Annotated in this window: 19 protein-coding genes; 3 read left to right on the top strand and 16 right to left on the bottom strand. The window is 62.7% G+C overall.

Translation table 11 applies throughout. The features are described 5' to 3' along the window. Positions 1–173: 173 nt before the first annotated feature. The 9 genes from CEW83_RS04640 to CEW83_RS04600 all read right to left on the bottom strand — a co-directional run bounded on the left by CEW83_RS04640 (position 174) and on the right by CEW83_RS04600 (position 11,580). Entirely contained in the window at positions 174–863 is a 690-nt protein-coding gene (locus CEW83_RS04640; protein ID WP_108948290.1) for a response regulator transcription factor, read from the bottom strand. Then, positions 860–2,794 carry a sensor histidine kinase gene (locus CEW83_RS04635; protein ID WP_108948289.1) on the bottom strand — a complete coding sequence of 645 codons (1,935 nt, stop codon included), beginning with the start codon at positions 2,792–2,794 and terminating at the stop codon, positions 860–862. The genes CEW83_RS04640 and CEW83_RS04635 overlap by 4 nt, the downstream gene beginning before the upstream one ends. Continuing rightward, a complete protein-coding gene (gene mfd / locus CEW83_RS04630) occupies positions 2,791–6,237 on the bottom strand; it encodes a transcription-repair coupling factor (RefSeq protein ID WP_108948288.1) in 3,447 nt (1,148 codons plus the stop codon). Before mfd ends, CEW83_RS04635 begins: the two co-directional genes overlap by 4 nt. Positions 6,238–6,331: 94 nt before the next feature. Then, entirely contained in the window at positions 6,332–6,871 is a 540-nt protein-coding gene (locus CEW83_RS04625; protein WP_108948287.1) for a putative metalloprotease CJM1_0395 family protein, read from the bottom strand. Between the two features lie 142 nt (positions 6,872–7,013). Beyond that, positions 7,014–7,730, bottom strand: coding sequence for an alpha/beta hydrolase (locus CEW83_RS04620; RefSeq protein ID WP_108948286.1), 717 nt, complete (start codon positions 7,728–7,730; stop codon positions 7,014–7,016). A gap of 89 nt (positions 7,731–7,819) precedes the next feature. After that, positions 7,820–8,896 (bottom strand): AmmeMemoRadiSam system radical SAM enzyme, encoded by a 1,077-nt coding sequence (gene amrS / locus CEW83_RS04615; RefSeq protein ID WP_108948285.1) that lies wholly within the window; start codon positions 8,894–8,896, stop codon positions 7,820–7,822. Next, entirely contained in the window at positions 8,896–9,468 is a 573-nt protein-coding gene (gene amrA / locus CEW83_RS04610) for an AmmeMemoRadiSam system protein A (RefSeq protein WP_108948284.1), read from the bottom strand. Before amrA ends, amrS begins: the two co-directional genes overlap by 1 nt. Then, positions 9,449–10,273: an AmmeMemoRadiSam system protein B gene (gene amrB, locus CEW83_RS04605; RefSeq protein ID WP_108948283.1), complete on the bottom strand. Its 825-nt coding sequence runs from the start codon at positions 10,271–10,273 to the stop codon at positions 9,449–9,451. Before amrB ends, amrA begins: the two co-directional genes overlap by 20 nt. Before the next feature lie 35 nt (positions 10,274–10,308). After that, positions 10,309–11,580 carry an MgtC/SapB family protein gene (locus CEW83_RS04600; RefSeq protein WP_108948282.1) on the bottom strand — a complete coding sequence of 424 codons (1,272 nt, stop codon included), beginning with the start codon at positions 11,578–11,580 and terminating at the stop codon, positions 10,309–10,311. 132 nt (positions 11,581–11,712) lie between these two features. On the opposite strand from CEW83_RS04600, the gene ispD reads away from it, so the two are divergent. Further along, positions 11,713–12,420: a 2-C-methyl-D-erythritol 4-phosphate cytidylyltransferase gene (gene ispD, locus CEW83_RS04595; RefSeq protein ID WP_199915204.1), complete on the top strand. Its 708-nt coding sequence runs from the start codon at positions 11,713–11,715 to the stop codon at positions 12,418–12,420. Beyond that, a complete protein-coding gene (gene ispF / locus CEW83_RS04590) occupies positions 12,420–12,911 on the top strand; it encodes a 2-C-methyl-D-erythritol 2,4-cyclodiphosphate synthase (protein ID WP_108948280.1) in 492 nt (163 codons plus the stop codon). The genes ispD and ispF overlap by 1 nt, the downstream gene beginning before the upstream one ends. A gap of 100 nt (positions 12,912–13,011) precedes the next feature. Here the strand turns inward: ispF and CEW83_RS04585 are convergent, their stop codons facing one another. The 6 genes from CEW83_RS04585 to CEW83_RS04560 all read right to left on the bottom strand — a co-directional run bounded on the left by CEW83_RS04585 (position 13,012) and on the right by CEW83_RS04560 (position 19,794). Continuing rightward, positions 13,012–13,665, bottom strand: coding sequence for an HAD family hydrolase (locus CEW83_RS04585; RefSeq protein ID WP_108948279.1), 654 nt, complete (start codon positions 13,663–13,665; stop codon positions 13,012–13,014). A gap of 175 nt (positions 13,666–13,840) precedes the next feature. Continuing rightward, positions 13,841–14,272, bottom strand: a complete 432-nt coding sequence (locus CEW83_RS04580; RefSeq protein WP_108948278.1) for a host attachment protein — start codon at positions 14,270–14,272, stop codon at positions 13,841–13,843. 182 nt (positions 14,273–14,454) lie between these two features. Then, positions 14,455–14,919 carry a flavodoxin family protein gene (locus CEW83_RS04575; RefSeq protein WP_108948277.1) on the bottom strand — a complete coding sequence of 155 codons (465 nt, stop codon included), beginning with the start codon at positions 14,917–14,919 and terminating at the stop codon, positions 14,455–14,457. After that, positions 14,916–15,710, bottom strand: coding sequence for a zinc-dependent peptidase (locus CEW83_RS04570; RefSeq protein WP_108948276.1), 795 nt, complete (start codon positions 15,708–15,710; stop codon positions 14,916–14,918). Before CEW83_RS04570 ends, CEW83_RS04575 begins: the two co-directional genes overlap by 4 nt. A 4-nt stretch (positions 15,711–15,714) precedes the next feature. Next, positions 15,715–16,608 (bottom strand): DMT family transporter, encoded by an 894-nt coding sequence (locus tag CEW83_RS04565; protein WP_108948275.1) that lies wholly within the window; start codon positions 16,606–16,608, stop codon positions 15,715–15,717. A 78-nt stretch (positions 16,609–16,686) separates the two neighbouring features. Further along, positions 16,687–19,794, bottom strand: a complete 3,108-nt coding sequence (locus CEW83_RS04560) for a transglycosylase domain-containing protein (RefSeq protein WP_108948274.1) — start codon at positions 19,792–19,794, stop codon at positions 16,687–16,689. Positions 19,795–19,898: 104 nt separating this feature from the next. Between CEW83_RS04560 and CEW83_RS04555 the strand changes: the two genes are divergently transcribed. Then, complete coding sequence (locus CEW83_RS04555; RefSeq protein WP_108948273.1) at positions 19,899–22,100, top strand: RelA/SpoT family protein; 2,202 nt, start codon at positions 19,899–19,901, stop codon at positions 22,098–22,100. A 75-nt stretch (positions 22,101–22,175) separates the two neighbouring features. On the opposite strand, the gene ppk1 is transcribed toward CEW83_RS04555, so the two are convergent. Continuing rightward, the gene (ppk1, locus tag CEW83_RS04550; protein ID WP_108948272.1) at positions 22,176–24,254 is read right to left on the bottom strand and encodes a polyphosphate kinase 1; all 2,079 of its coding nucleotides are present in this window, start codon (positions 24,252–24,254) and stop codon (positions 22,176–22,178) included. Positions 24,255–24,336 lie beyond the last annotated feature (82 nt).

Here is a 24,336-nt window from a genome sequence, read left to right as displayed (position 1 = left end):
TGCTATCGGATTGCTGAAACTTACATTTCCTGACAATTGCCGGGCAAGACGCCAGAAAACGGTAAAAACTCACGGTCGTTTGCAAAAAAACGACGGGTTGCTGGGCATTACGACTATTGAATTAGTCAGTGCTAATGAGACTGTCGCACTTCCGGCCCGCGACCGAGTGCTTTTCAGGCGATCAACACGACAGGCGCGCTGAACCGATAGCCTTCTCCCCGTTCGGTTTCGAGTGGCAGCCGAAAACCCGATTTCTCCCGCCAACGGCGGCGCAGGCGACTGATCAGCGTGTCGAGTCGGCGCTGGTCGTAGTCCAGCCATTCGTGCCCCATTGCGGAAACAATCGAACGGCGGCTTACAGGCCCACCCTGCTGCTCGGCCAATGCACGCATCAGCGTCATTTCGAGGGCCGTCAGTTCCATTTGTTCGCCAGACGGTGCGATGACGCCGTATTGGCGACACTTCAGCTGCCACTGCTCGCTTGGCTCGTCTGCAGCGGGAATGCGACGTCCGAGCGCCCGTATGACTGCAACCAGTTCATCGATGCTCACCGGTTTGACCAGATAGTGATCGGCACCGCCATCGAGTGCTTTCAGCTTTTCACGCGTATCGCTGCGAGCGGTGAGCATGATGATTCCGAGTGCCGTCTGGTCTGCGCGCATTCGGCAGGCAATGGAATGACCGTCCTCACCTGGCAGGCCGATATCCAGAATCAATAAATCTGGAGTAAACGCGCCGCCACCGACCAAGTCGTCCAGCGCCGTTGCACTGCTCACCCCGCGTGCGTTGAAACCGGCATGCTCAAGCCCGAACAAGAGATCGTCCAGCAGGTCGTTGTTGTCTTCGACGATGACGATATTCATGAGTTTGGAGAGTCGGCAACCGGTTGGCGCGGAAATGTCACCCTAAAACAGCAGCCACCGTGTGCATTGCGTTCAAGGCAAACCTCGCCGCCGTGGAGACGTGCGATCTTGCGCACGATGTAGAGCCCGAGGCCTGTGCCCGGAATATCTCCCAGGGAGGAGCCTCGAATATATCGGAGAAACAGGTTCTTCACCAATTCTTCCGGAACGCCCTTTCCGTGGTCGTCGACGCGAACATGCACGGCGTTTTCGGATTCGACGACGGACAAGGCGACCGGACTCCCCGCTGGCGAGTACTTGAGTGCGTTATCAAGCAGATTACCGACCACGATCTGGAAAAGCGCGATGTCCACTCGTGCCCGGATGCCAAAGCCGGCGTTGAACTGCACACGCTGCCGCGATTCGAGACCGTTGACTACCTGCCGACAGGCCTCAGTCAGGTCCGTCTCCTCGATCTGCGCGACCAGGCCCTCATCGTCGACGCGGTCACTGGTAAGCAACTGGTTGAGCATGTCGGTGATCCTGTCGATGCCGCGCTGAATCCGGCCGTGACGCTTGGTCGCCTCCGGCTTTGCGTTGGCATCGAGGAGCTTGAGTCCATGCGCGGCGCCCTGGATCATCGCCAGCGGTGTGCGCAGTTCATGCGATAGCATGGCCATGAACTGCTGTTGCTGGGTTCTTGCGCTGTGCGCCTGTTCGGCGCTGATTTCGGCTCTTGCCGCGCGTTCGAGTGCGTTCCGGTGTTCTTGCTCCTGAGTCCGGAAGCGCGCGCTCAACGCAAGATGGAAGGCCAGCACCGTACCCAGCGTTCCTGCCTGGAAGCCATGGAGCAGCCAGAAGTTGCCCGGAAGGATACCAAGCAGCGTGAGAACGCCGGCCAGGCTGCCGAACAGCCCCGATGCACAGGCCAGCGCGACGAAGGTCGCGCCAGCGCGGCGGGAGCGAACAAGGGAGAGGCTTCGATAGAGGCTGATGAGCGTGAGCGCGACGACGAGCGTCATGCCAATGCGAACCGCTTCCGTGTAGTAGCCCATGAGGGCCACCGGAATGCCGAGCAAGGGAAACCACGACATGAACCGATAGAAGATGTGGAGAGCCGGATTCTTGTCCGTGACTTCAAGCACCAGTTGGTAGAAGCGCGCTGCGCTCGCAAGCACCAGCATGGTACTGACTGAAGTCCAGCTGTCTGCAAGCAGGGGCATCTTGGGGAGCAGGTATTGCCCGACGAAGCCGTTTGCGCTCAGGACGTTCAGCACCGTCGTCCCGAGGTAGATCAGGTAATAGCGGAACACGGCCTCGGTTCGCCACAGACTGGGCCAGAGATTGACCAGAATGATCATGACGATCACGCCGTAGAACAGTCCGAACAAGCCGTATTCAAGGGTTGCCGAGTCCTGGAAATCCTTGGGCGTCCATCTCGTCAGGCTCAGCACCGACGTGCTGCTGGTCTCGAGACGCATGTAGTAGGTCTGACTCTGTTCGAGATCCGGTCGGAGCGCGAACACGAATCCCCGGTATGGAATCTCCCGTGCGGAAAATGGAAGGTGGTCACCCGCACGTCGTACCTCGAATCCATTCGGACGGGTCGAGTCGGGGACAAACAGTCGCAGGTCGTCTAGATACGGGGGGTGAGCGACCAGCAAGATCGGTGCGTTGTCATGTGTTGAAGCGCCGAGCGTGAAGCGGAACCAATGCACCTTGCGCGTGTAGCCAGCGGAAAACCCGTTCGTGACCTCGACAAACTCGTGCGCACGCGCTGGCGTGCTGATGCGCTCGATCGTCTCCGTTCCATCCGGATCGACAAGAACGGCAAGGGCAACGGGCTCGCCGGCCTGTGCCAGCGCAAGTGCTGGCAGAAGGGCAAGACAGAAGATCAGCGTCCGGATGAGCGCGAAGGAAGGCCGGAACGATGCTAACTGGCCCTGGCTCAAGCCTTCACCGCGTCCAGCAGATCACGTACGGCTTTCACTCTCTGTTTGAGGTCGGGGAGGCTGGCGCGGCGGATAAGTTTGTCCGGCCCGGCCATCTTGGTGCTGCGGTCCTTCTGGATCAGGAAGATGACCTTGACCGGATCGATGGGCGCAGCCTTGCCGAACTGGATGCTGATCTGCGCATCGGATGCGTCGAGCTTCTGTACGTCCCAGGGCTTGAGCAGAAGGCGCATGCGGTGGGTTTCGAGAAGCGCGAGGGCCTGTGGTGGGAGTTCGCCGAAGCGGTCAATGAGTTCTTCCTGCAGATCGCGCAGTTCTTCTTCAGCCTCGCAGTTGGCCAGGCGCTTGTATAGCGTCAGGCGCTCCTGAACGTCAGGGCAATATTCGGTGGGGAGCAGGGCGGGGGTGTGCAGGTTGATCTCGGAGACCACTTCCAGCGGCTGGCTGAGATCGGGCTCCTTGCCCGCCTGAAGATCCCGGACTGCATGCTTGAGCATCTCGGTGTAGAGACTGAAGCCGATCTGCTGGATCTCCCCGGACTGATGTTCGCCCAGCACCTCACCTGCGCCGCGGATCTCGAGGTCATGCATCGCCAGATAGAAACCCGAGCCCAGCTCGTCCATCATCGCGATGGCTTCCAGACGTTTCTGTGCCTGAGCCGACGGCTTGGCGTTGGCGTCGGTCAGCAGGTAGGCGTAGGCCTGATGGTGGCTGCGTCCGACGCGGCCACGCAGCTGGTGGAGCTGGGCCAGACCGAAGCGGTCGGCCCGATTCATGATGATGGTGTTGGCGGTCGGGATGTTGATGCCGGTTTCGATGATGGTGGTGCACAGCAACAGGTTGGCTCGCTGCTGGGTGAAGTCGCGCATCACGCGCTCGAGTTCGCGCTCCGGCAACTGTCCGTGCCCGACCACGATGCGGGCCTCGGGCAGCAGGTCGGCGAGGTCGTTGCGCATGTTCTCGATGGTGTCGACTTCATTGTGCAGGAAGTAGACCTGACCGCCGCGCTTGAACTCGCGCAACACCGCCTCGCGCACGATGCCCTTGCTCCAGCGCTGTACGAAGGTCTTGATCGCCAGACGTTTTTGCGGCGCGGTGGCGATCACCGAGAACTCACGCAATCCCTCCATCGCAAGGCCCAGCGTACGCGGAATCGGGGTGGCGGTAAGGGTGAGGATGTCGACCTCGCTGCGCAACTGCTTGAGGGCCTCCTTCTGACGCACACCAAAACGGTGCTCTTCGTCGATGATCACCAGGCCGAGGCGTTTGAACACCACGTCCTTCTGCAACAGGCGGTGCGTACCGATGATGATGTCGACCTTGCCTTCGCCAAGCTGAAGCAGTGCTTCCGTCTGTTCCTTGACCGACTTGAAGCGCGACAGTTCTGCGATCTTGATCGGCCAGTCGGCGAAGCGGTCTGCGAAGGTCTGGTAGTGCTGTTCGGCCAGGAGCGTGGTTGGGCACAGGACGACCACCTGCTTCCCGTCCGCGACCGCGATAAAGGCGGCACGCAGCGCGACTTCGGTCTTGCCGAAGCCGACGTCGCCACAGACGAGGCGATCCATCGGGCGGCCCGACTTCATGTCGGTTACCACGGCGTCGATGGCCGCCTGCTGGTCGGGGGTGGTTTCAAACCCGAAGGCCTCGGCGAAGGCTTCCAGATCATGTTGCTTGAAGTCAAAGCGGTGCCCCGGGCGGGCAGCTCGCTGGGCGTAGAGCGAGAGCAGTTCGGCAGCGGTGTCGCGCACCTGCATCGCTGCCTTCTTCTTGGCCTTCTCCCATTGTCCCGAACCGAGCCGGTGGAGGTCGAGATTCTCCGGGTCAGCGCCTGCATAACGCGTGATGACGTGCAGTTGCGATACCGGAACGTAGAGTTTGTCGCCACCGTTGTATTCGAGATGCAGAAACTCGGTATCCCCTTCACCGAGGTTCATGTGGATCAGGCCAAGATAGCGGCCAATACCGTGCGAAACGTGCACTACGGGATCGCCGATCTTGAGTTCCGACAGATCGCGCAGCCAGCCCTCCATTGTTGCGGCCTTGCGGTTGTCGCGGCGGGCACGGGTGCGTGCAGTCGCGGCGTACAGCTCGGTTTCGGTAATGATGGCGAGCCTGGCTTCGGGCAGGATGAAACCCGCACCCAGTGGTGCCGTGCCGAGCGCGATCGCCTCTCCGGACACAGCGAAGCCGTCGAAATCGGCGCTGGTTTCGGGCCTGACGCCATATTCGGCCAGGTATTCGGCCATGGTTTCGCGCCGTCCGGGCGAGTCCGCGAGCAGCAGTACCCGACCGTCGAATGCAGCGCAGAAGGCCTTGAGCTTGTGCAGCGGATCGCTGGCCTTGCGCTCCACCGCGATGTCGGGAAGGGGCAGGGCGGCCGGCGTGCCGGGGCTCTCACTGCTGCTGCCAAGGACCAGCCGGGGGTGATCCTTCAGTGCGACGAAGAAGGCTTCGTCACTGAGGAAGAGTTTCTCCGGTGGCATCACCGGCCGTGTACGATCTCCCTTGAGCAGATCGTAGCGTGAGCGCGTGTCGCGCCAGAACTCGGCAATCGCGCCGGGCACGTCGCGATGCAAGAGCACCGGCGTATCCGCGGGCAGGTAGTCGAACAGCGTGGCAACTTCGTCGAAGAACAGCGGAAGGTAATACTCGATGCCTGCCGGCGCGATGCCGTTGGAGACATCCTTGTAGATCGTTGCCCGGGTCGGGTCGCCCTCGAAGGTTTCGCGGAACTGGCCACGGAAGCGGCTGCGACCCTTGTCGTCGAGCGGAAATTCCCGCGCGGGCAAGAGGCGGATCTCCTTGACCGGGTACACGGTGCGCTGCGTGTCGGGGTCGAAGGTCTTGATACTCTCGACTTCGTCGTCGAAGAGATCGATCCGGTAAGGCAGGGGCGAACCCATCGGGTACAGGTCCACCAGTCCGCCGCGTACCGAGAATTCGCCCGGGCTCACGACCTGTGTCACGTGCGCATAGCCGGCGACAGCCATCTGCATGCGCAGCTGCTCGACGTCCAGCTGCTCGCCCTGCTTGAGAAAAAAGGTATAGGCCGCAAGAAAGGCTGGCGGCGCCATGCGATAGAGGGCTGTGCTGGCCGGGACCAGGACGACGTCGGCCTCACTGCGGGTGATCGCGTACAGGGTGGACAGCCGTTCGGAGATCAGGTCCTGGTGGGGCGAAAAACTGTCGTAGGGCAGGGTCTCCCAGTCCGGCAGCAGATGCAGGCGCAGGCCTGGCGCAAGCCATGCGATTTCGTCCTGGAGGCGCTGCGCATCGAGCGGATTCGCGGTCACCACCGCCAGCATCCGGCCGCGCCCTGCCAGCTGCGCAATCACGAGTGCGTCAGCCGACCCGCTCAGTTGGGGCAGGTCGATCCGTTTGCCGGCCTTGGGTAATGCAAGGGCGGAGACGGTGGGCAGCAGCTTGTCGATTGAGCGGGGCATGGGGCTTCGCGGAGGCGTTCTTGCAGCAGGAAAGCGCCCAATTATAGGCGAACCAGTCACGCATGACGGTCGATGGGGCCGTCAGACGGTGATCTCAGGCGTAAGTGTCGATGGTGGGGCGTGCCGTGGGCGTCGCGCTGACCTGCGAAACAAGCTGGTTTAACGCCGTCTCGCGCCGATCGGCGAGTGCCGGTTCCGCTTTGGCCTGGGCGTTGATCTCCCGGCGTGCTTCGATTGCCATGCGGTCCGCCTGCGCTGCGACCTGGCGGTCCTGCGCGGAAGGGTCGGCGGGTGCCAGTGCTGCGGCGCGGATTCTTGTCGCGCGTTCGAGCGTTTCTTCGGGCGTGCTGCCGGGCGAAGTGTCGATGCCAACCTCGCCCGCAACTGCGTAGCGCTTGTTATCGGGGCCGACCTGGTAAGTGAAACTGGCGCCGGAGGTAATCAGCTCGCCGCCGGCCGAGACGTGCGCCTGCTCGTGCGCGCGGACCTGCTTGTCTCGCGCCTCGAGCTGAGCCAGTGCCTGCTGTTCCGATTCGCTTAATGCGGTTTCATCGGGGACGCGACGATTCGCGGCGTTTCCCTGAGCCGAAGGTGTATAGGCGGTGAGCGATGAAGTGACACCGGATGTCATCATTTGCGTATGCGCTGCTCGAATGACCTCTTCGATTCTAGACGGCGTTTCACCTCGCGAAAAGCCGCAAACTCCGTCATGTGACAGCGTCCGTGACCGGTTTCAGGCCAAGTCGCCTCGCGTGTGCCCCGCGGCGGCGTGCTCTTCAGCTTGCTTCAGGTGGCAGCGCGTGGTCTTCGGGCAGATCGAACTCGAACTCGTCTGGAACCTGATCCCGCCTTGGCGGCATCTTCTTGCGCAGCCATTCCGCGACGAGGCTGGCGCGTTGCCTCAGATCCTCGGGTGCGAGGTGTTCAATTTCGCCGCCGTCCGCAGCCCGCCACTCGCGGTCGGCGGGGATCATGTCGAAGGCCTGACGCAGTATCGCAGTACCGGGGTCTTCTCGTCCGACCACGAACAGGGTCGGTGCCTGAAGACTGCGCAATGGGCCCGCGCCGGCGAGGTCTGGACGCCCTGCAAGGCAGGCGAGTGCGCCGAACCGATCATCTTTCTTGGCAGCCGCACGCACGATTGCGGCACTCGCCGTACCGAATGCAAGCAGGCCGATGGGAAGGGCTTCGAGTGGTGGCTGGTGTTCGATCCAGTCGTTTGCAGCGAGCAGACGCTCTGCAAGCCGGGTAACGTTGAAACTGGCGTCCGGGTCGTGCTGCTCCTCGTGGCGGGTCAGCAGGTCGAGCGAGAGCGTGGCGAAACCAGCGCCTTGAACAACGCCGGCGATCAGGGCCTGGCGCTTGTGAACGATCGGGTTTGCACCCGGTTGCAGGATCAGCACGAGGCCGCGGACGTCCGGTGCGTGCGAAAGCGTGCCGTCAAGCCAGATGCTTTCTGCAGGTATGCTGATCGGGGTGGTTCGCAGCTTCAATTTGTATCGACCTGAAGTAATAAGCCGGGGCGTTTCGCACAGCATCTCACAGCGTCGAGGGGCGTCGCAACCGCCACGCCCGGCGTGTGTCAGCCGGGCTCGCGATGAATCGGCACGCTGATCCGTCGCGGGCCAAAGGCGCCGGCAAATTCGCCGAAGCGGCCAGCAAGCGATGCATGACAGCTCGGGCACTCGCCCTTGCTGGTGAGCCGGTACGCCAGGATGTCGTACCAGTCACGCTCGATCAGGACTTCGTTGCACTGCGTACACCGTGTGCGCCCCCCTTCCAGGTCATGCACGTTGCCGGTGTAGACGTGCTTCAGGCCGGCATCCAGTGCCAGTTGGCGCGCCCTCGTCAGCGTCTTCGGCGGGGTTGGGGGCAGGTCGTCGAGTTTGAAGTCGGGATGAAAAGCGGTGAAATGCAGCGGTACTTCGGGGCCCATTTCGTCGTGCACCCAGCGCGACATCGCCTTGATCTCCGCGTCGCTGTCGTTGCGTCCGGGAATCAGCAGTGTGGTCAGTTCGACCCATACCTGGGTTTCATGATGCAACCAGACCAGGGTGTCGAGTACGGGCTGAAGGTGGGCGCCGCACAGTTGCACATAGAAGTCGTCGGTGAAGGCCTTCAGGTCGACGTTCGCCGCGTCCATGCAGGAGAAGAAATCTCCGCGCGCCAGCTCGGTAATGTATCCGGCGGTGACCGCAACGGTTCGAATGTCGCGTCGATGACAGGCCGCCGCCACGTCGATCGCATACTCGGCAAAGATCACCGGATCGTTGTAGGTGAAAGCGACGCTCGTACACCCGTGAGCCGCCGCCGTCGCAGCGATCTCGTCGGGCGAGGCTGCATCCATCAGGCGGTCCATGTCGCGTGATTTGGAGATGTCCCAGTTCTGGCAGAACTTGCAGGCGAGATTGCATCCCGCGGTGCCGAAGGAGAACACGCTGCTGCCAGGGTAGAAATGGTTTAGCGGTTTCTTCTCGATGGGATCGATGCAGAATCCGGAGCTTCGCCCATAGGTTGTGAGCACTATGGCGTCGGCTTCGCGCATGCGCACAAAGCATGCACCGCGCTGATCTTTGTGGAGTTTGCAGTATCGCGGACAAAGATCGCACTGGATTCGCCCGTCCGCGAGCCGATGCCAGTACTGCGCCGCATGGTTCATCATGCCTCCCGGGAAGTTTCCTCCCACTTTCTGACGCTGAAGCGGGCCGCCATCATGCCATTGACAGGCCGCTCGGGATCAAGCCCGGCTTTCTGTTTCAGGGCGGCAAGAAAATGTTCGGGCTGCGGCAGCTGCTCCCATACCTGAGGCAGAAAAGTCGCGCTGCGGCATCCGGCAAACAGGATGAGACCGTCTTCGTGCGGCGTGATCTGGCGCAGCAGATCGGCTTCGTCGGTGAACTCGATGAAATCCGGCGAGGACAGCAGCGAGACTTCGATCCGTACCCGTGCAAACTCGTCTGCCGTCAGCGGAGGGAAGCGCGGATCGCGGCTGGCTGCCGCCACTGCATTGGTGGCGATGTCGTCAGCGAGGGTGCGCTGCGGACGGATGCTGCCAATGCAGCCGCGCAGAACGCCATCGATGGTGAGCGTGACAAAGCATGCACCGCGCTGTGCAAGTCGGGCATCGTCCGCCGGCTCGGGGGCGATGCCAAGGTAGTGGCCAATGGCCTGCCGCGCACGGGCGAGAAGGCGCGGACCGGGATCGTCCTGTTCAGTGTTGTTTGCTTGCATGGGGCACCGGGTCACAGAAGGCAATGCTGGCGTAGCCGACGACACGGTTGCGGTCGCCCGCCGTATCGCCGGAGTTTCGGATGTCCAGCAGGTGAGGCACGAGTCCGTGGCGTGCTGCAGTCCGCAAAAGGCCGTTGACCGGCGTTGCACCACAGGCCTGTTCGTGACCCAGTCCGCTGCGCATGGCAAGGATCCGGTCAACGGTCTCGCGGTCCTGACACTGCGCCTGCTGGTAGGAGTGGAAATGCGACAGGTCCGAACTGATCACGATCAGGGTTTCCGGTCCGCCCCACACCGACTCGATGAGCGCGGCGACGGCATCGGTCGAGGCGTCGCCCACCAGTACCGGCAGCAGGGTGAAGCGCTCCAGCACGGTCTGCAGAAACGGAAGTTGCACCTCCAGACAGTGCTCATACGCGTGGGGTCGATCGTCGACGGTCAGGTCCGGGCGCTGCTGCAGCTCACTCCAGCCCTCGCGATCGATCGCGACCCGGCCCAGTGGTGTTTCGAATGACTGCGCGGCGGGCAAGGCAAAGCCGTTGACTGCCATGCGGTGTGTCGGGCCGAGCATGACCACGCGGCGGATCTGGCTGCGCAAGGGGAGCACGGCCCCATAGGCCGCGGCGGCGACGGGACCCGAATAGATGTAACCCGCATGCGGAACGATGATCGCCTTCGGTGGCGCTACCTGTTCCAGCGGAACGGCCGAGGCCAGCAGTTCGCTCAACTGCATGCGCAAAACGCGCTCGTCGGCGGGATAGAATTGACCGGCAACGGCAGCCGGGCGTATCGAAGCAATCGCCATGAACAGACCTTCCCCTTGCGCTGGCTCAGTTCTGATTATAGACCCAGCGCGTGCCAGCCAATTCCCAGCGCCAGCCCGAGGGCGACCGAACCCATCCCCGCGAACACCTTGCGTCCCAGCGACTGTCCGCCAATCACGGCGGCCATGCCGGCCTTGAAGCTGAGGTTTGCAATCATGCCGAGACCGATCGCGATTGCCGCCGGCTCCAGTGCGAGCTTGTCGAGGGCAAACAGACGCAGGCTCGACAAGGCGATGGCGTCGATGTCGGTGAAGCCGGTGACGATCGCCAGTACGTACAGCCCGCCGGTGCCTGCATAGTCGGACAGCCATGCGGCACAGAAGAGCACGACGGCATACAGTGCGCCGAAGCCCAGCGCGGTGCGCAACTCGGTCGGGTTACTGGTCTCGGGCAGCACCGCATGACCGCCATTGCTCAGTTGTCGCCAGCTCATCAGCAGCGCGATGCCACCAAAGCTCAGCGCCGGTATCACCACATGGAACAGGGCGGGCAGCACGCCGGGGGCGACAACCGCTGCCACCACGGTGACGCGCACGACCATGACGAGGTTGGCGAGCACGATGACAAGGGCCGCCATCGACGACAACCCTTCCGATGCGCGCGCATTGCGTGCGTACACCATGGTGGTGGCCGTACTCGAGGCCAGGCCCCCGAAGATGCCAACGAAGGCCGCGCCATGCTTTGCGCCGACGAGCTGCAGCGCGGCGTAGCCCGCGAGGCTCACCCCCGAGATCAGCACGACCATCCACCAGATCTGGTACGGGTTGAGCGCTCCGTAGGGGCCGAACTCCTCGTTGGGCAGAATGGGAAGGATGACGAGCGACAGCACGCTGAACTGCAGGATGGAGATCCAGTCGCGCGGCCCGAGCCGGGTTGCGATGCCACGCAGCTGGGTCTTGAAATACAGCAGCACGGTGGTACCAACGGCAAGCATGACGGCGATCTTTGCATAGCCGAGCCACACGGCCGTCCCGAGGCAGTAGCACACCATCAGCGCGGCGACCGAGGTCGTGCCGGGGTCGTTCGGGTCGGGGTGGCGCAGGTAGGCGGCGATGATCATCGCCCCGATCACTGCCATCCCCACTGCAAAGGGCGCGATGCTCTGCAGGTGCTGGCTGAGCAGGCCGGCGAGGGCCCCGAGCAGGGCGACGAGACCAAAGGTGCGCAGGCCTGCGCGTGCGGATGGAACGCGCTCGCGCTCGAGCCCGATCAGCAAGCCGATGCCGATTGCGGTCAGGAAAGTCTCAATCTGTGCCGGATCGACCGGAATTGACGCATTGAATGGCATGCGTGCCGTCCTTCAGTAATACGCGTTCATGATGCTCGATGGTGCCAGGCAAACGCCTGAGCGCGACATGGTGATCACTCTAGTCGATTCCGGGTTATGGCGTAATCGTTCGCTGCAGTTAGAATCCGCGCCATGCAGACCTCTCCCCCCAAACATTTCGCCATCGTCCCGGCCGCCGGCAGTGGTGCGCGCATGGCATCCGACCGTCCCAAGCAGTATCTCCCGCTGCTTGGGCAGCCGATGATTCGCCATGCACTGGCCACCTTGTGTGCGGCGCCCGAGATCGACAAGGTCTTTGTCATTCTCTCGGTCGGCGATGCCGAATGGGCACGCTACGACTGGCGTGATCTCGAACCCAAGCTGGTGCCGCTGTTCTGTGGCGGTCCGACCCGCGCGGATACCGTGCTCGCCGGTTTGCGGGCGATTGCGGGCGAGGCGTCTGCTGCCGACTGGGTGCTGGTGCACGACGCGGCGCGTCCCTGCCTCGCACCCTGGCACATCGACAAACTCGTGCGCGAACTCGCCCACGATGAGGTTGGCGGTCTGCTCGGTGTGCAGGTTGCGGATACCCTCAAGCGCGCAGACGAACATCGGCATGTTGCGGCGACCGTCCCGCGTGACAGTCTGTGGCAGGCGCAGACGCCGCAGATGTTCCGCTACATCATGCTGCGGCGCGCGCTGGAAGGCGCGAGAAACGTCACCGACGAGGCCAGCGCAATCGAGGCTGCCGGCCTGCGACCGCGTCTGATCGAGGGCGACGCCACCAATCTCAAAGTAACCTATCCGCTCGACCTGCATCTGGCCGAGTGGATCCTGAACAACCGTGAAGGCATGAACTGATGAATATTCCGTTTCGGATCGGGCAGGGCTTCGACGTGCATGCCCTCGTCGCCGGGCGCCCGCTGGTGGTTGGCGGCGTCACCATCCCCCATGAGCGCGGCCTGCTCGGGCATTCGGACGCCGACGTGCTTCTGCACGCCCTGACCGATGCCTTGCTTGGCGCGGCAGGTCTGGGTGACATCGGCCGCCTGTTTCCCGATACCGACCCCGCGCATGCGGGCGCCGACAGCCGGGTGCTCCTGCGGACGGCTTTCGAGCGTGTGAAGGCGGCCGGCTGGGGCGTTGTGAACGTCGATGCGACAGTGATCTGCAAGGCGCCGAAGATCCTGCCGCATGCGCCGGCCATGGTTGGCAACATTGCGGCTGATCTCGAACTGGAAGCCGCTGCAGTGAACATCAAGGGCAAGACCACCGAGAAGCTCGGCTTTACCGGGCGCGGTGAAGGTATCGCTGCCCAGGTCGTCGTGCTGCTCGCGGCCTTGACGGCCTGAGCACAGCCTTGGAGTCTGGGCTGCGGCTCCCTGTCACCGGCCGACGGTCTGCTGTGGAGGCAGGCAGCGAACCTGCAATCGCTGCCTGCCGCCCGTTCGATCAGTCCAGCAGCAGTTTCAGCAGATCCGCAGGCGTTGCGGCTGCGCGCCAGTGCGGTGACAGCTCATCCTGCTCCAGACTCCCGTATCCCCAGGTTGTGGCAATGAAGGGAAGCTTGTTGGCGTCGGCCGACTCGCCGTCTTCCGCGCGATCGCCGATGTAGACCGCAGCCGAGACCGGGATGCTGCGATCTGCAAGCAGGCGGCCGATCATCGCCGCCTTGTTGGCGAGCCTGGGCTGGAACAGGTCCAGCGCATAGACCGCGTCAAAGTAATCAGTCCATCCCAGATGGTCGAGGATCAGGCGGGTGGGGTGGATGCGCTTGTTCGTGGCGATCGAGAGTGAGCGTCCGGCGCGATGAAGCTGCGCGAGCATGTCGCCGATTCCGTCGTACGCTGCGGTTTTCAGAAGGCCCGTGGTGTCGTAACTGGCCTTGAAATGTTCGGCCAGGGTGGCGATCAGTCTTGGGTCCTGGCTGCCGCTCAGGAGTTCGAGCGTTTCGAGCAGGGGTGGGCCGATGATGCTGCTGTCGATTGCAACCGTCGGCGTCCGGCCTGCGCTGGCAAACGCATCGCGAAAGCTGGCAACAATTGCGGGTGCGGAGTCGATCAGCGTGCCATCGAGGTCGAACAGGACGTGGGGGTATGAGGACATGAGCGGACAGGCAATGGAGACAGGCCTGCATTATCGCCGCCCTGCATCCGTTCGGGACAGGACCCGTCGCGCATTTTCCGAGCGGTAAACGAAATTGCGGGGCGCAAAGCGCCCCGCGGCTCTTCGGTGGGGACGAGCCCTCACCATCGTCTTCGGTCAGAAGACGCTCGAAGAATCAAAGGAAGATGGCTGTTGACAGTCGGCTTGCGAGTTCCGACTCGGGTGCCTTGGTGTAGTCTTTCTCGAAACGGTCACTGACCATCTGGGCAGTGGGCGCATCGAGGGAGTTATTCAACATTCCCATGAACGCCGGCGGGGCGACGATGATTGCGCGCTTGTACGCGTTGCTCGCCCGTCCGTTATAAAGCGTTGTTGCGATCTCCTGCGCAAACACTTTGGCTTCGTGCTGCTTGGGAACCGAGTGCGGTTCCATCGGACCGCCGTTACCGCCGGTACTGCCGGTGCGGTCACTTGCAAGCTCGGCGTTCTTCTGCCTGCTCTCGGGGTGGATCAGCTCCTTGACCAGCTTGAGACCCTTGTTCGGGCCGAGGTTCGCATACAGTTTCGCCAGGCTGGCGTTGGCAACCAGAATCCAGGTAATAGCCATGTGACACCCTCCGTTACTGAAAGAGAAGCGGGTTGCTGTGTTGGGTAACAGCACTTCCAGCTTAGACAGGGTGGTGCAGGACTGGCAAGCCCTATTATTACCGTTTCGGGAAATCTGAAACGTGCTGTGTGCCAGTGCCTTGACACAAGCGCGCCATGGCGTCTTCTGCGCAATATCGCCGTTCAGAAAATACCCATTGATAATCCGTTGGCCATCGCTTCACCAAGATCTGCGGCATTTTCGAGGTCCGCTGCGGTGATTTCCTTGCGCACGATCAGTGGCTCGTTGATTGCGCGCCAGCCATATCCGTTGGCGATCCGGCCGATCTCGCGCACCGCGCCGGTACCATCATTACCTGCGCTGACGAAGACTGCAAAGGGCAGTCCGGTGGTCTTGCCCTCGCAAGGATAATAGGTGCGGTCGAAGAAGTCCTTGAGTGCGCCTGACATGTATCCGAAATTCTCGGGCGTTCCCAGCAGCAGGCCGTCACATGCAAGCAGATCGTCGGTGCCGGCATCGAAAGCACGCAGCATCGTCGTCTCGGTTTCGGCCGCACGCCGTGCGCCGGCCAGCACGGCATCGGCAAGGCGACCGGTGTTGCCGGACTGGGTGTGATAGACAATCAGCAGACGTTTTTTCGCACTCATGTCGCGCCGCGGTGCGGGTCCGGCTCTGCCCTCAGGCCAGCCTCACCCGCTGCAGGATCCAGACCGTAGTATGACTTCAATTGATCATAGACTGCGGGAAACGCGTCGCGCAGCTGACCTGGCGTTTCGAAGAAGGCTTCGGACGCGACGGCAAAGAACTCTCCGGGGTTTTCACTGGCGTAGGGATCGAGCGCGGTCATCTCATCTGCATCGACCTGGGCGCAGAGTTTTTCGTAGGCTGGCGTGAACGCGGCAGCCCAGTCCCTGCGCGACATGCGGGCCGGCAGCGCCGGAAACCCATCGGCCTCTCCATTTGCCATGTCGAGCTTGTGCGCGAATTCATGAATCACCACGTTAACACCAATCGGGTGATGCCCTCCGAACCAGGACACCAGCACCGGACCACCAGCCCATGCTTCACCCAGTACCTCGTCGTCGTAGCTGTGTACCACGCCGGCCTCATCGACCTCGTGGCGCGGAATGACGAAATCACCCGGATAGACGATGATGCCCACCCAGCCGTGGTAGGCCTCGAGGCCGATATTGAGTACAGGCAGACTTGCCTGCAAGGCGATGCCGAGAAGGATCTCGTCGGTCAGTTCGAGCCCTTGCGCACCATGGAACTCCTTGTCGGCCAGAAAATCCAGCGCCAGTTCGCGCAGACGAAGCCGGTCTGAAACTGTCAGAAAGGCGAGAAACGGCAGGCCGGATTCGATCCTGTCCCAGAGTTCATTGGGGACCACGGGTCGTGGCATTTCGAGCCCCAACCATTTTTTGATGCGCTTCAGCATTGCGCTAGGTGGCGGGCCGCCGGGTTGTCAGCAGGATGCCGGAGAACACGAGCGAAATGCCGATGAAATGGTAAGCGTATGGCCGCTCACCCAGGAAAATCGCGGCGAGGATGGTAGCGAACACCGGCATCAGGTGGATGAAGAGTGAAGCCCTGCTGGGGCCGACGGCGGCCACGCCGGCGTTGTAGAAAATATAGCCAAGAAAGCCCGGAAAAACTCCGGTGTAAAGGATGCCGGTCAGGGATGCCGCGGACAGCACGATGTGGCGACCGGTACTCAGTTCCCAAAGATAGACTGGTGCAAGCGCAGTGAGGCCGACAAGGGTGAGCGCGGCAAGCATCAGCATCGGGTGCACGCCTTGCGGGCGCCACTGGAGGCCGACGGTGTACAGCCCCCAGACCAGCACCGCACCGAGCATCCACAGGTCGCCGGTGTTGAGACTGAGCCCGATCAGGGTGTCGATGCTGCCACGGCTCACGATGACGGTGACACCTGCCAGCGAGACGATGACGCCAGCGGCCTCGAGTCGGTGCAGGCGCTTGCCCAGCAGCACGAAGGCGAGCGCGATCGTGGCGATCGGAATGAAGGAGTTGAGCAGGGTGGCGTTGGTCGCGGTGGTGTGTTGCAGGGCAAGGTAGGCAAAGGTGTTGTAACAGCCAACGCCAAGAACCCCGAGGACGAGCACTTCCTTCCACGCGGCGCGCAGGCTGGGCCATTGCGCACGCAGGTGGGGCAGGGCGAATGGCAACACGAGGGCCAGGGCAATCGACCAGCGCCAGAAGGCGAGTGCGATCGGAGGGACGTCGCCGCGGATGCCGCGACCGAGCACCATGTTGCCCGCCCAGAACAGAGCGGTGAGCGAAAGCAGCAGATAGGGGTTGGCGGTGAAGCGTTTCATTGCGCGCACTTGATCATGACGAGGCCGGATGATGGCACAGCCGCGCCCGCTGCCATACAGGGAAGGCGGCTGGCAGCCTCAATCCTGGCTGCTGCCACCCTGAGACAGGGGTGCCGGGCAGCCCGCCCCGTGACTCGTCGCGGTTTCGCTCCACAGTGGCTTGAGCAGTGGCGCAATGCCGCGGGAAAGGAGTTGCACCGCGAGCGAACTGGTGAACTGGTAATCGGCTGCATGGGGTTCGGCTGCAAAGGCTGTCAGCGTGCCGAAGAAACGGTCGCCTGCGAGAAAGATCAGCGTCGCCGAACGGGTGACGACACGCGAACTGACCAGGACACCGCCCGGACCATAGACCTCGTAGCGATGGTCCCCGGTTCCCGTCTTGCCGCCGACCACGAGCGGGCTTCCGTCGTCGCGGACAAACGCGCCGCTGAGGCGTCGCGCCGTGCCCTGTGTCGCGACGTCGATCATGGCCTCACGTGCAACCTGGGCGACCTCGGGCGGCAGCACCTGTTCGCCGGGTCCGGGAGCACGCTCCATGTAGGTTTCATAAGGGGTGTCTGCAGCGAAGTGCAGTCGCACGATCCGCACGACGGGGAGCCGGAGGCCGTCATTCACCAGGATGCCAACGAGTTCGGCAAGCGCTGCAGGGCGGTCGGCGGAGCTGCCGATCGACGTGGCGTACGAGGGGGTGAGGGCTTCGAAGGGGTAGCCCAGCCGACGCCAGCGGCGGGCGATGTCGATGAAGGCCTCGACCTCGAGCAGGCTGCGGATACGCACATCCTGGGCATTGCGGTGACGGGTGCGGAAGAGCCAGGTGTAGACCTCGATGCGCTGCTCCTGACTGGCCTCGGTGACCTGTGCGTGGGTCGCGCCGGGGTTGGCCTGAAGGAAGGCGAGCAGCCACAGTTCGAGCGGATGGATGCCCGCGAGGTAGCCACGATCCGGGAGCGAGTAGCGCTCCGGGCCGAAGCGGGAGTAAAGGTCCCGAAGGTCGCCGTCGCTCAACTGTGCTGGTGCATCGAGATGCTGTCGCATCTGTTCGGCGAAGGCCTTTGCATCGAGCTGCGGGCGCACCGAGCGCAGGATGACCGCAAGTCGCCGCGGCGTGACGCGAATGCCTTCGAGTACGCGTGTCAGCGCCTCGTCGCCGGTCTTGCCCTGATATTTGCGCAAGAAGCCGTTCAGGAAAACCCTGCCCTCGCGGTCGGCAAAACGGGTGAGGTAGGCCTTGCGGCGTGGATCGTCGGGATCCTCGAAGATGTCGGCCACGGCGGGATTGTTGCTGACGGTATAGCGCACGATGTCGCGCATCATGCGGATGAAGACCAGGTTGACCGAGTGGCGGAAGGCGACCTGCACCGGCAGGATCTTGTTGTTATCGTCGCGGCTGAAGTTATCGAAACTGTGCAGGCCACCGCCGGTAAAGAATCTCTCGCCGGGATTGGCCGAGTAGGTGCGCTGCATGGCGGCATCGAGCATGGGACGAAGCCTGCGTTCGTCGGTCGAGGCCAGATAGTCCAGCGCCCAGTTCAGCAGCGGGTTGTTCGAACTGCGCGGGGTGCTCCGCAGGGTTTCGCGGCTGTGCGCGCCGTACAGTGTGTGAAGCTCGGCGACGATCTCCAGATAGGTCACCAGGGTTCTGAGCTTGGCGGTCGATCCGAGGTCGAGTTTGGCGCCTTCGTTGATGTCGAAGGGCTGATCATAGCTGTCGGTCTGAACACGCAGGAGATTGGCCGTGCCGACGCGTTCGTAAAGCGTGAAGCTGAACAGGACGCGCGAAGGGTCCTGCCCGGGGGCGAACATGCGCGGCCCGATCAGTCCGAGCGCTTCCGCCTGGGCGGGATCGCTGATGCTGCGCAACAGGCTCGTCACCGTCGATTGAATGCCACCGTGCAGCGTGCTGCCGGCGGTGAGATCGAGCCGGTCGAGATCGTAGAAGCGCGCAACGCCAAGCTGGCTGGACAGATGGGTGCGCAGCGCGTTGCCCGCCTTGCGGGTAACGAAGGCGGTCTGGGGAGGGACTGCCGGCCCCTCACGCAGCTTGAGCGGCACAGCCAGCGCCGCATCGCGAAGCGCTGGCTGAATGATGCCGGCTTCGGTAAGTAGGCGCAGGTAGCTGTCGGTAAGACCGCCGAGGCTCCGTGCGTTGCCGGCAAGATAATAGGACGGACGGCGTTGCGCGATCATCAGGGACAGGGCCTGCTTGTAGGCGAGCGCCTGTCTCAGCAGATCCTCATCGCCTGAATCCTGAAACCTGATCTTGCGCGTGCCCGAAGAGTTTGACTGCGCCTCGAGCAAGGCATTGACTTCGCCGAAGTCTCTTTCGTACCAGGCCCACAGCCCGTCGCCGATGCCGTTGACCTCGCCAAAGCCGGTCTTTGCCGAAAGCGGTACGGTGTTGAGGTAGTCGGTGACGATGCGCCTGCGGGCGGTGAGGGTGTCCTCGCCCTCGAGGTAGGACCTCAGGGACGCACTGGCCATCTGCTTGAGCTTCTGCTCGCGTGAGGTGGTGCGCCCATCCGGCGAGTGGCGATACTTCTCGATCTGTGTGGCCAGCGTGCTGCCGCCCGGGGCGCTGCGGTCCTCGTCGATCAGGCCGAGGAGCTGGTCGAAGGCGGCACGTGCGAAGCGGTCCCACTCGACCGCGGGATTGCGTTTGGGGCGACCGGGGTCGAGCAGTTCGCGGTTTTCGATGAACAGCAAGGTGTCGACAAGGATGCGGGGCACATCCTCGAAGCCCGGGTAGGTGCGCTCCGGGTAGCGTGACACGTGCAGCGGGTTCGCCTGGCAGTCGAGCAGGGTAAGGCCGCCCTGATTCTTTTCGCGGTAGATCGGAAACAGACCTAGGTCGTTCAGCTCCACGAGGCGGGCGCTCGCGCGCGCCTGCTGGGTGACGGTATAGCCCCTGCTGCTGAGACGCTGCACGAAGGCAGGCATCTGGTTGTATCCAAGGCGGCTGTCGTAGGGGCCGGGCGGTGCGGGCAGGAGTTCGCCTGCACCCGGCGCCAGCTGGAAACCGGTTTCAGCTGCAATCCTGCTGAGATGGCGCGCCTGCAGGGCGGAGGTGCGCATCTCCTCCGCAAGCAGCATGATGCCGGCGACGATGGCGGCGACAATACACAGCAGGACGAGCCATCGCAGCGGTCGGGCGCGTTGGGCGGGACGGGCTTCGGAAGTTTGCTGCATGAGGGGCGGGAATTGAGTGACAGGTAGAGCGATGCCGTGGGCATCGGAGGAAATCCGTGTGGATGTTAGCACTGCCCCGCATCCGATATGGGATAATCGCTCGCATGGTTTTCGTTACACACGCTATTGCCCAGGATGCGTCAGGGCCACCAATCGAACTGCTCGCGGAAGGGCTGACGCCGCTTGAGCGGGCGACCATCGAGCAGGCGCTCGAGCTGGCCGCCGAAGCTTACGAAGACAGGGTGCTGGGCACGGGCGAGTCTGCGTGGACGCATGCGCTCGGCACCGCACTGATCGTCGCGTCCCTCAGGCTCGACGCCGATGCCCGGATTGCTGCGCTGCTGTTTGCAGTCGGCGAGTACATCGACGACGCGACCGAGCAGGTTGCGTCGCGCTTTGGTGTGCACGTGGCGCGTCTGGTGGAAGGCTTGCACAAGCTCAACGGCTTGCGCGTGATCACGCGCAAGACCGCGAGCGCGACCGGGCCGGAGATTCGCGCACAGACCGAAACGCTGCGCAAGATGCTGCTGGCGATGGTCGAGGATATCCGTGTCGTCCTGTTGCGCATCGCCTCGCGCACCCAGACGCTGCGGTATTTCACTGAAACGCCGAGCGAGTCCCGTGTCGATGTGGCGCGCGAAAGCCTCGACATCTATGCGCCGCTGGCCAACCGGCTTGGCGTCTGGCAACTCAAGTGGGAGCTGGAAGACCTGTCGTTCCGCTTTCTCGAGCCTGAGACCTACAAACGCATTGCCAAGATGCTCGACGAGCGTCGCTCCGAACGTGAAGAGTTCATCCACAACGCGATTGAGCGTTTGCGTACAGAGATCGCCGCGGTCGGGATCAAGGCCGAGATCACCGGCCGGCCCAAGCACATCTACAGCATCTACAACAAGATGCGGGCGAAACGGCTCGATTTCTCGCAGGTGTACGACATCCGTGCGCTGCGCGTGCTGGTGGAAGAGGTACGCGACTGCTACACCGTACTCGGCCTGGTGCATCAGATCTGGCAGCCGATCAGCAAGGAATTCGACGACTACATCACCAAACCGAAGGGCAACAACTACCAGTCGCTGCATACGGCCGTGCTGGCCGGTGACGGTCGTGCGCTCGAGGTGCAGGTTCGTACCTACGACATGCACAAGCACGCCGAGCTTGGCGTCGCAGCCCACTGGCGCTACAAGGAAGGCAGCGGCCACGGCGGCGATTACGACGACAAGATCGCGCTTCTGCGCAATCTGCTGTCGTGGCGCGACGAAGTGGCGGATTCTGCGCAATGGCTCGAACAGTTCAAGCGCGCCTCGCTCGACGACACCCTGTACGTGCTGACGCCTCAGGGGCGGGTTGTCGACCTGCCCCGCGGCGCCACCCCGATCGACTTCGCCTACCGCCTGCACACCGACGTCGGCCACCATTGCCGGGGGGCCAAGATCGACGGTCATCTGGTCACGCTGAACACACCGCTCGAGAACGGTCAGACGGTCGAGATCATGACCGCGAAGGAGGGGGGGCCCTCCCGCGACTGGCTCGATCCGCGGCAGCACTACGTCGTCACATCGCGTGCAAAAACCAAGATCAAGCAGTATTTCAGTGCACAGGACGAAGAAGAACTGCTGATTCGGGGGCGGAGTTTCGTGGCGCGCGAGATGCAGCGCGATGGTCACTCCCAGGCCAATATCGAAGGCCTCGCGGACCGCCTCGGGTTCAAGAACGCCGATGCGCTCTACGTTGCTGCCGGACGCGGCGAGGTTGGACCGCGTGCGGTTCAGATGGCCCTGCGGGAAGCCGATGCACCGGCTGAGGCGCACGAAGAGCCTGAAATGGTGGTCGGACGCAGTCGCACGGGCGACAACTCCGACAAGATCCTGATTGTCGGTGTTGGAAAGCTGCTGACCTCCCTGTCGCGCTGCTGCAAACCCGCACCGCCCGATGCGATCGAAGGTTTCGTGACCCGCGGGCGCGGCATTTCCATTCACCGTGTCGACTGCCACGATTTCCAGCTGCTTGCGCGCCAGCAGCCCGAACGCGTCATTGCCGCCGAGTGGGGCGACCAGGCGTACAACAACCGTCAGGCGGTGTTTCCTGTTGATGTCGCGGTGCAGGCGAGCGATCGCCAGGGGCTGTTGCGCGACATCTCCGAAGTGCTGTCGCGCGAAAAGCTCAATGTGACGGCGGTCAATACCCTCACCAAGAAAGGTACGGCCTTCATGCGCTTCACCATGGAGGTTGGCGGCATCACCCAGCTGCAGCGTGCGATCACGCTGATTCGCGAGGTGAATGGCGTGATCGACGCCCAGCGCAAGTAAAAACAGGACTGCCCGGTTGCATGCGTTGCAGACCGGGCAGTTTCAGTCGATGGTGAGCGCGACTCAGCGCACGACTCAGCGTGCAGCCAACTCACCCAGCAGGATCATCTGCGCCATGCGGCGGGTACCACGCGGCATCTTCTTCTTGTAACTGCCGTCCGACTGCATCTCCCACGACTGGCTGTTGTCACCCAAGTAGGGGCGAAGGCCTTCCTTCATGACCCGGCGTTTGATGCGCGGATCGAGAATCGGGAAGGCAATCTCGATGCGGCGGAAGAAGTTTCGATCCATCCAGTCGGCACTCGACAGATACATCTGATCCTCACCGTCGGCATGGAAGTGGAAGATGCGGTGATGCTCGAGGAAACGGCCCACGACCGAGCGCACGCGGATGTTGTCCGACAGACCGGGCACACCGGGGCGCAGCGCGCAGGGACCGCGGATGATCAGATCCACTTCGACCCCGGCCTGCGAAGCTTCATAGAGCGCCTCGATGGTTTCCGGTTCGAGCAGTGCGTTCATCTTGGCAATGATTCGACCACGTCGTCCTTCGGCCGCGATCGCCGCCTCGCGCTTGATGGCCGTAACCACGTTGGGTTGCAGCGAAAACGGCGCCTGCCACAGATGGCATAGCGTCGTCGCCTTGCCGAGACCGGTGAGCTGCTTGAAGACATCGGCCACGTCCTCGCCGATTTCAGGGTTGCTCGTGAGCAGCCCGAAGTCGGTGTAGAACCGCGTCGTACGGGGGTGATAGTTGCCCGTGCCGAGGTGGCAGTAGCGACGCAATCCGTCTTCCTCGCGGCGCACCAGCATCAGCAGCTTTGCATGCACCTTGTAGCCGAACACGCCGTACACGACGTGTGCGCCGACTTCTTCAAGGCGGTTGGCCCAGGTGATGTTGGCTTCCTCGTCAAAGCGCGCCATCAGTTCCAGGACAACGGTGACTTCCTTGCCTTTCTGGGCAGCACGCGAAAGCAGTTCCATCAGCACCGAATCGGTGCCGGTGCGGTAGATCGTCATCTTGATCGCGACAACCTGAGGGTCGTCCGCTGCAGCGCGCAGCAGGTCGATCACCGGCTCGAAGCTCTGGAACGGGTGATGCAGCAGGATGTCCTGGCTGCGGATTGCAGCAAAGATGTCGCGCCTGATGTCGATTGGCTTGGGCAGTCCGGGCTGGAAGTTGCCGTACTTCAGGTCGGCGCGTTCGACCCAGTCCGGAACCTGCATCAGCCTGACCAGATTGACGATGCCGGGCGTGCGGTAGAGGTCGGCGCGGCCAAGGCGGAAGTGTTGCAGGAGGAAGTCCGCCATCTCTTCCGAGCAGTTGTCGGCAACTTCCAGCCGGACCGCGTCACCGAAATGGCGCTGTTGCAGTTCGCCCTTGAGCGACGTGCGCAAGTCCTTGACCTCTTCCTCGTCCACGAAAAGATCGGAGTTGCGGGTAACGCGGAACTGGTAGCAGCCGAGTACGTTCATGCCGCTGAACAACTGCCCTACATGCGCATGCAGGACGGACGACAGGAACACGAAAGTGTAGGGCTGATCGCTGATCTCGTTCGGCAGGCGGATGACACGGGGCAGGGCGCGCGGCGCCTGCACGATTGCTGCCCCCGAGTCGCGGCCGAAGGCGTCACGCCCTTCGAGCTCGACGGCAAAGTTCAGACTCTTGTTGAGCACACGCGGGAAGGGGTGGGCCGGGTCCAGTCCGATGGGCGTGAGAACCGGCATGACTTCACGATTGAAGTAGTCCCTGATCCAGGCCCGCTGCTCGTCATTCCAGAGGCTGCGGCGCAGGAAGACGATGCCCTCGGCTGCAAGCGCAGGCAGGATCTCTTCGTTGAGCATCAGGTACTGGTTGGCTATGATCTGATGCACTTCGGTGCTGACCCGGGCCAGCAATTCGTTTGGCTGGATGCCGTCATTGCTCGAGGCATGACTGCCAAGCCTGATCTGCTCCTTGATGCCCGAGACCCGGATCTCGAAAAACTCGTCGAGGTTGCTCGATACGATGCACAGGAAGCGGAGCCTTTCGAGCAGCGGAACCGTCTCGTCCGCGGCCTGGGCAAGCACCCTGCGCTGGAACTGCAGCAGGGAAAGTTCGCGGTTGATGAAGTGCTCGGCAGGAAAGTTCGATTGATGGACCGGTCTGTACATTTGGCATCCGCTGGAGTGACGTCCCCTAATTATGTGACATTTCTGTTGCATTTCAATGACGGTAGCAGGATTCTTAATGCAA

Source organism: Parazoarcus communis, assembly GCF_003111645.1.
In the GTDB taxonomy this organism is placed as follows: Bacteria; Pseudomonadota; Gammaproteobacteria; order Burkholderiales; family Rhodocyclaceae; genus Parazoarcus; species Parazoarcus communis_A.
The sequence above is the reverse complement of the archived record's forward strand: the minus strand, read 5'-3'. Positions and strand labels throughout refer to the sequence as shown.

What these genes read in the sequence shown, in the direction of transcription:
- ppk1 (WP_108948272.1), bottom strand. Translation starts at nt 24,254, where the DNA reads ATGTACAGACCGGTCCATCAATCGAACTTTCCTGCCGAGCACTTCATC.
- CEW83_RS04565 (WP_108948275.1), bottom strand. Translation starts at nt 16,608, where the DNA reads ATGAAACGCTTCACCGCCAACCCCTATCTGCTGCTTTCGCTCACCGCT.
- ispD (WP_199915204.1), top strand. Translation starts at nt 11,713, where the DNA reads ATGCAGACCTCTCCCCCCAAACATTTCGCCATCGTCCCGGCCGCCGGC.
- CEW83_RS04625 (WP_108948287.1), bottom strand. Translation starts at nt 6,871, where the DNA reads ATGATGACATCCGGTGTCACTTCATCGCTCACCGCCTATACACCTTCG.
- CEW83_RS04580 (WP_108948278.1), bottom strand. Translation starts at nt 14,272, where the DNA reads ATGGCTATTACCTGGATTCTGGTTGCCAACGCCAGCCTGGCGAAACTG.
- CEW83_RS04555 (WP_108948273.1), top strand. Translation starts at nt 19,899, where the DNA reads ATGGTTTTCGTTACACACGCTATTGCCCAGGATGCGTCAGGGCCACCA.
- amrA (WP_108948284.1), bottom strand. Translation starts at nt 9,468, where the DNA reads ATGCAAGCAAACAACACTGAACAGGACGATCCCGGTCCGCGCCTTCTC.
- CEW83_RS04585 (WP_108948279.1), bottom strand. Translation starts at nt 13,665, where the DNA reads ATGTCCTCATACCCCCACGTCCTGTTCGACCTCGATGGCACGCTGATC.
- CEW83_RS04575 (WP_108948277.1), bottom strand. Translation starts at nt 14,919, where the DNA reads ATGAGTGCGAAAAAACGTCTGCTGATTGTCTATCACACCCAGTCCGGC.
- CEW83_RS04600 (WP_108948282.1), bottom strand. Translation starts at nt 11,580, where the DNA reads ATGCCATTCAATGCGTCAATTCCGGTCGATCCGGCACAGATTGAGACT.
- amrS (WP_108948285.1), bottom strand. Translation starts at nt 8,896, where the DNA reads ATGAACCATGCGGCGCAGTACTGGCATCGGCTCGCGGACGGGCGAATC.
- ispF (WP_108948280.1), top strand. Translation starts at nt 12,420, where the DNA reads ATGAATATTCCGTTTCGGATCGGGCAGGGCTTCGACGTGCATGCCCTC.
- mfd (WP_108948288.1), bottom strand. Translation starts at nt 6,237, where the DNA reads ATGCCCCGCTCAATCGACAAGCTGCTGCCCACCGTCTCCGCCCTTGCA.
- CEW83_RS04560 (WP_108948274.1), bottom strand. Translation starts at nt 19,794, where the DNA reads ATGCAGCAAACTTCCGAAGCCCGTCCCGCCCAACGCGCCCGACCGCTG.
- CEW83_RS04570 (WP_108948276.1), bottom strand. Translation starts at nt 15,710, where the DNA reads ATGCTGAAGCGCATCAAAAAATGGTTGGGGCTCGAAATGCCACGACCC.
- amrB (WP_108948283.1), bottom strand. Translation starts at nt 10,273, where the DNA reads ATGGCGATTGCTTCGATACGCCCGGCTGCCGTTGCCGGTCAATTCTAT.
- CEW83_RS04640 (WP_108948290.1), bottom strand. Translation starts at nt 863, where the DNA reads ATGAATATCGTCATCGTCGAAGACAACAACGACCTGCTGGACGATCTC.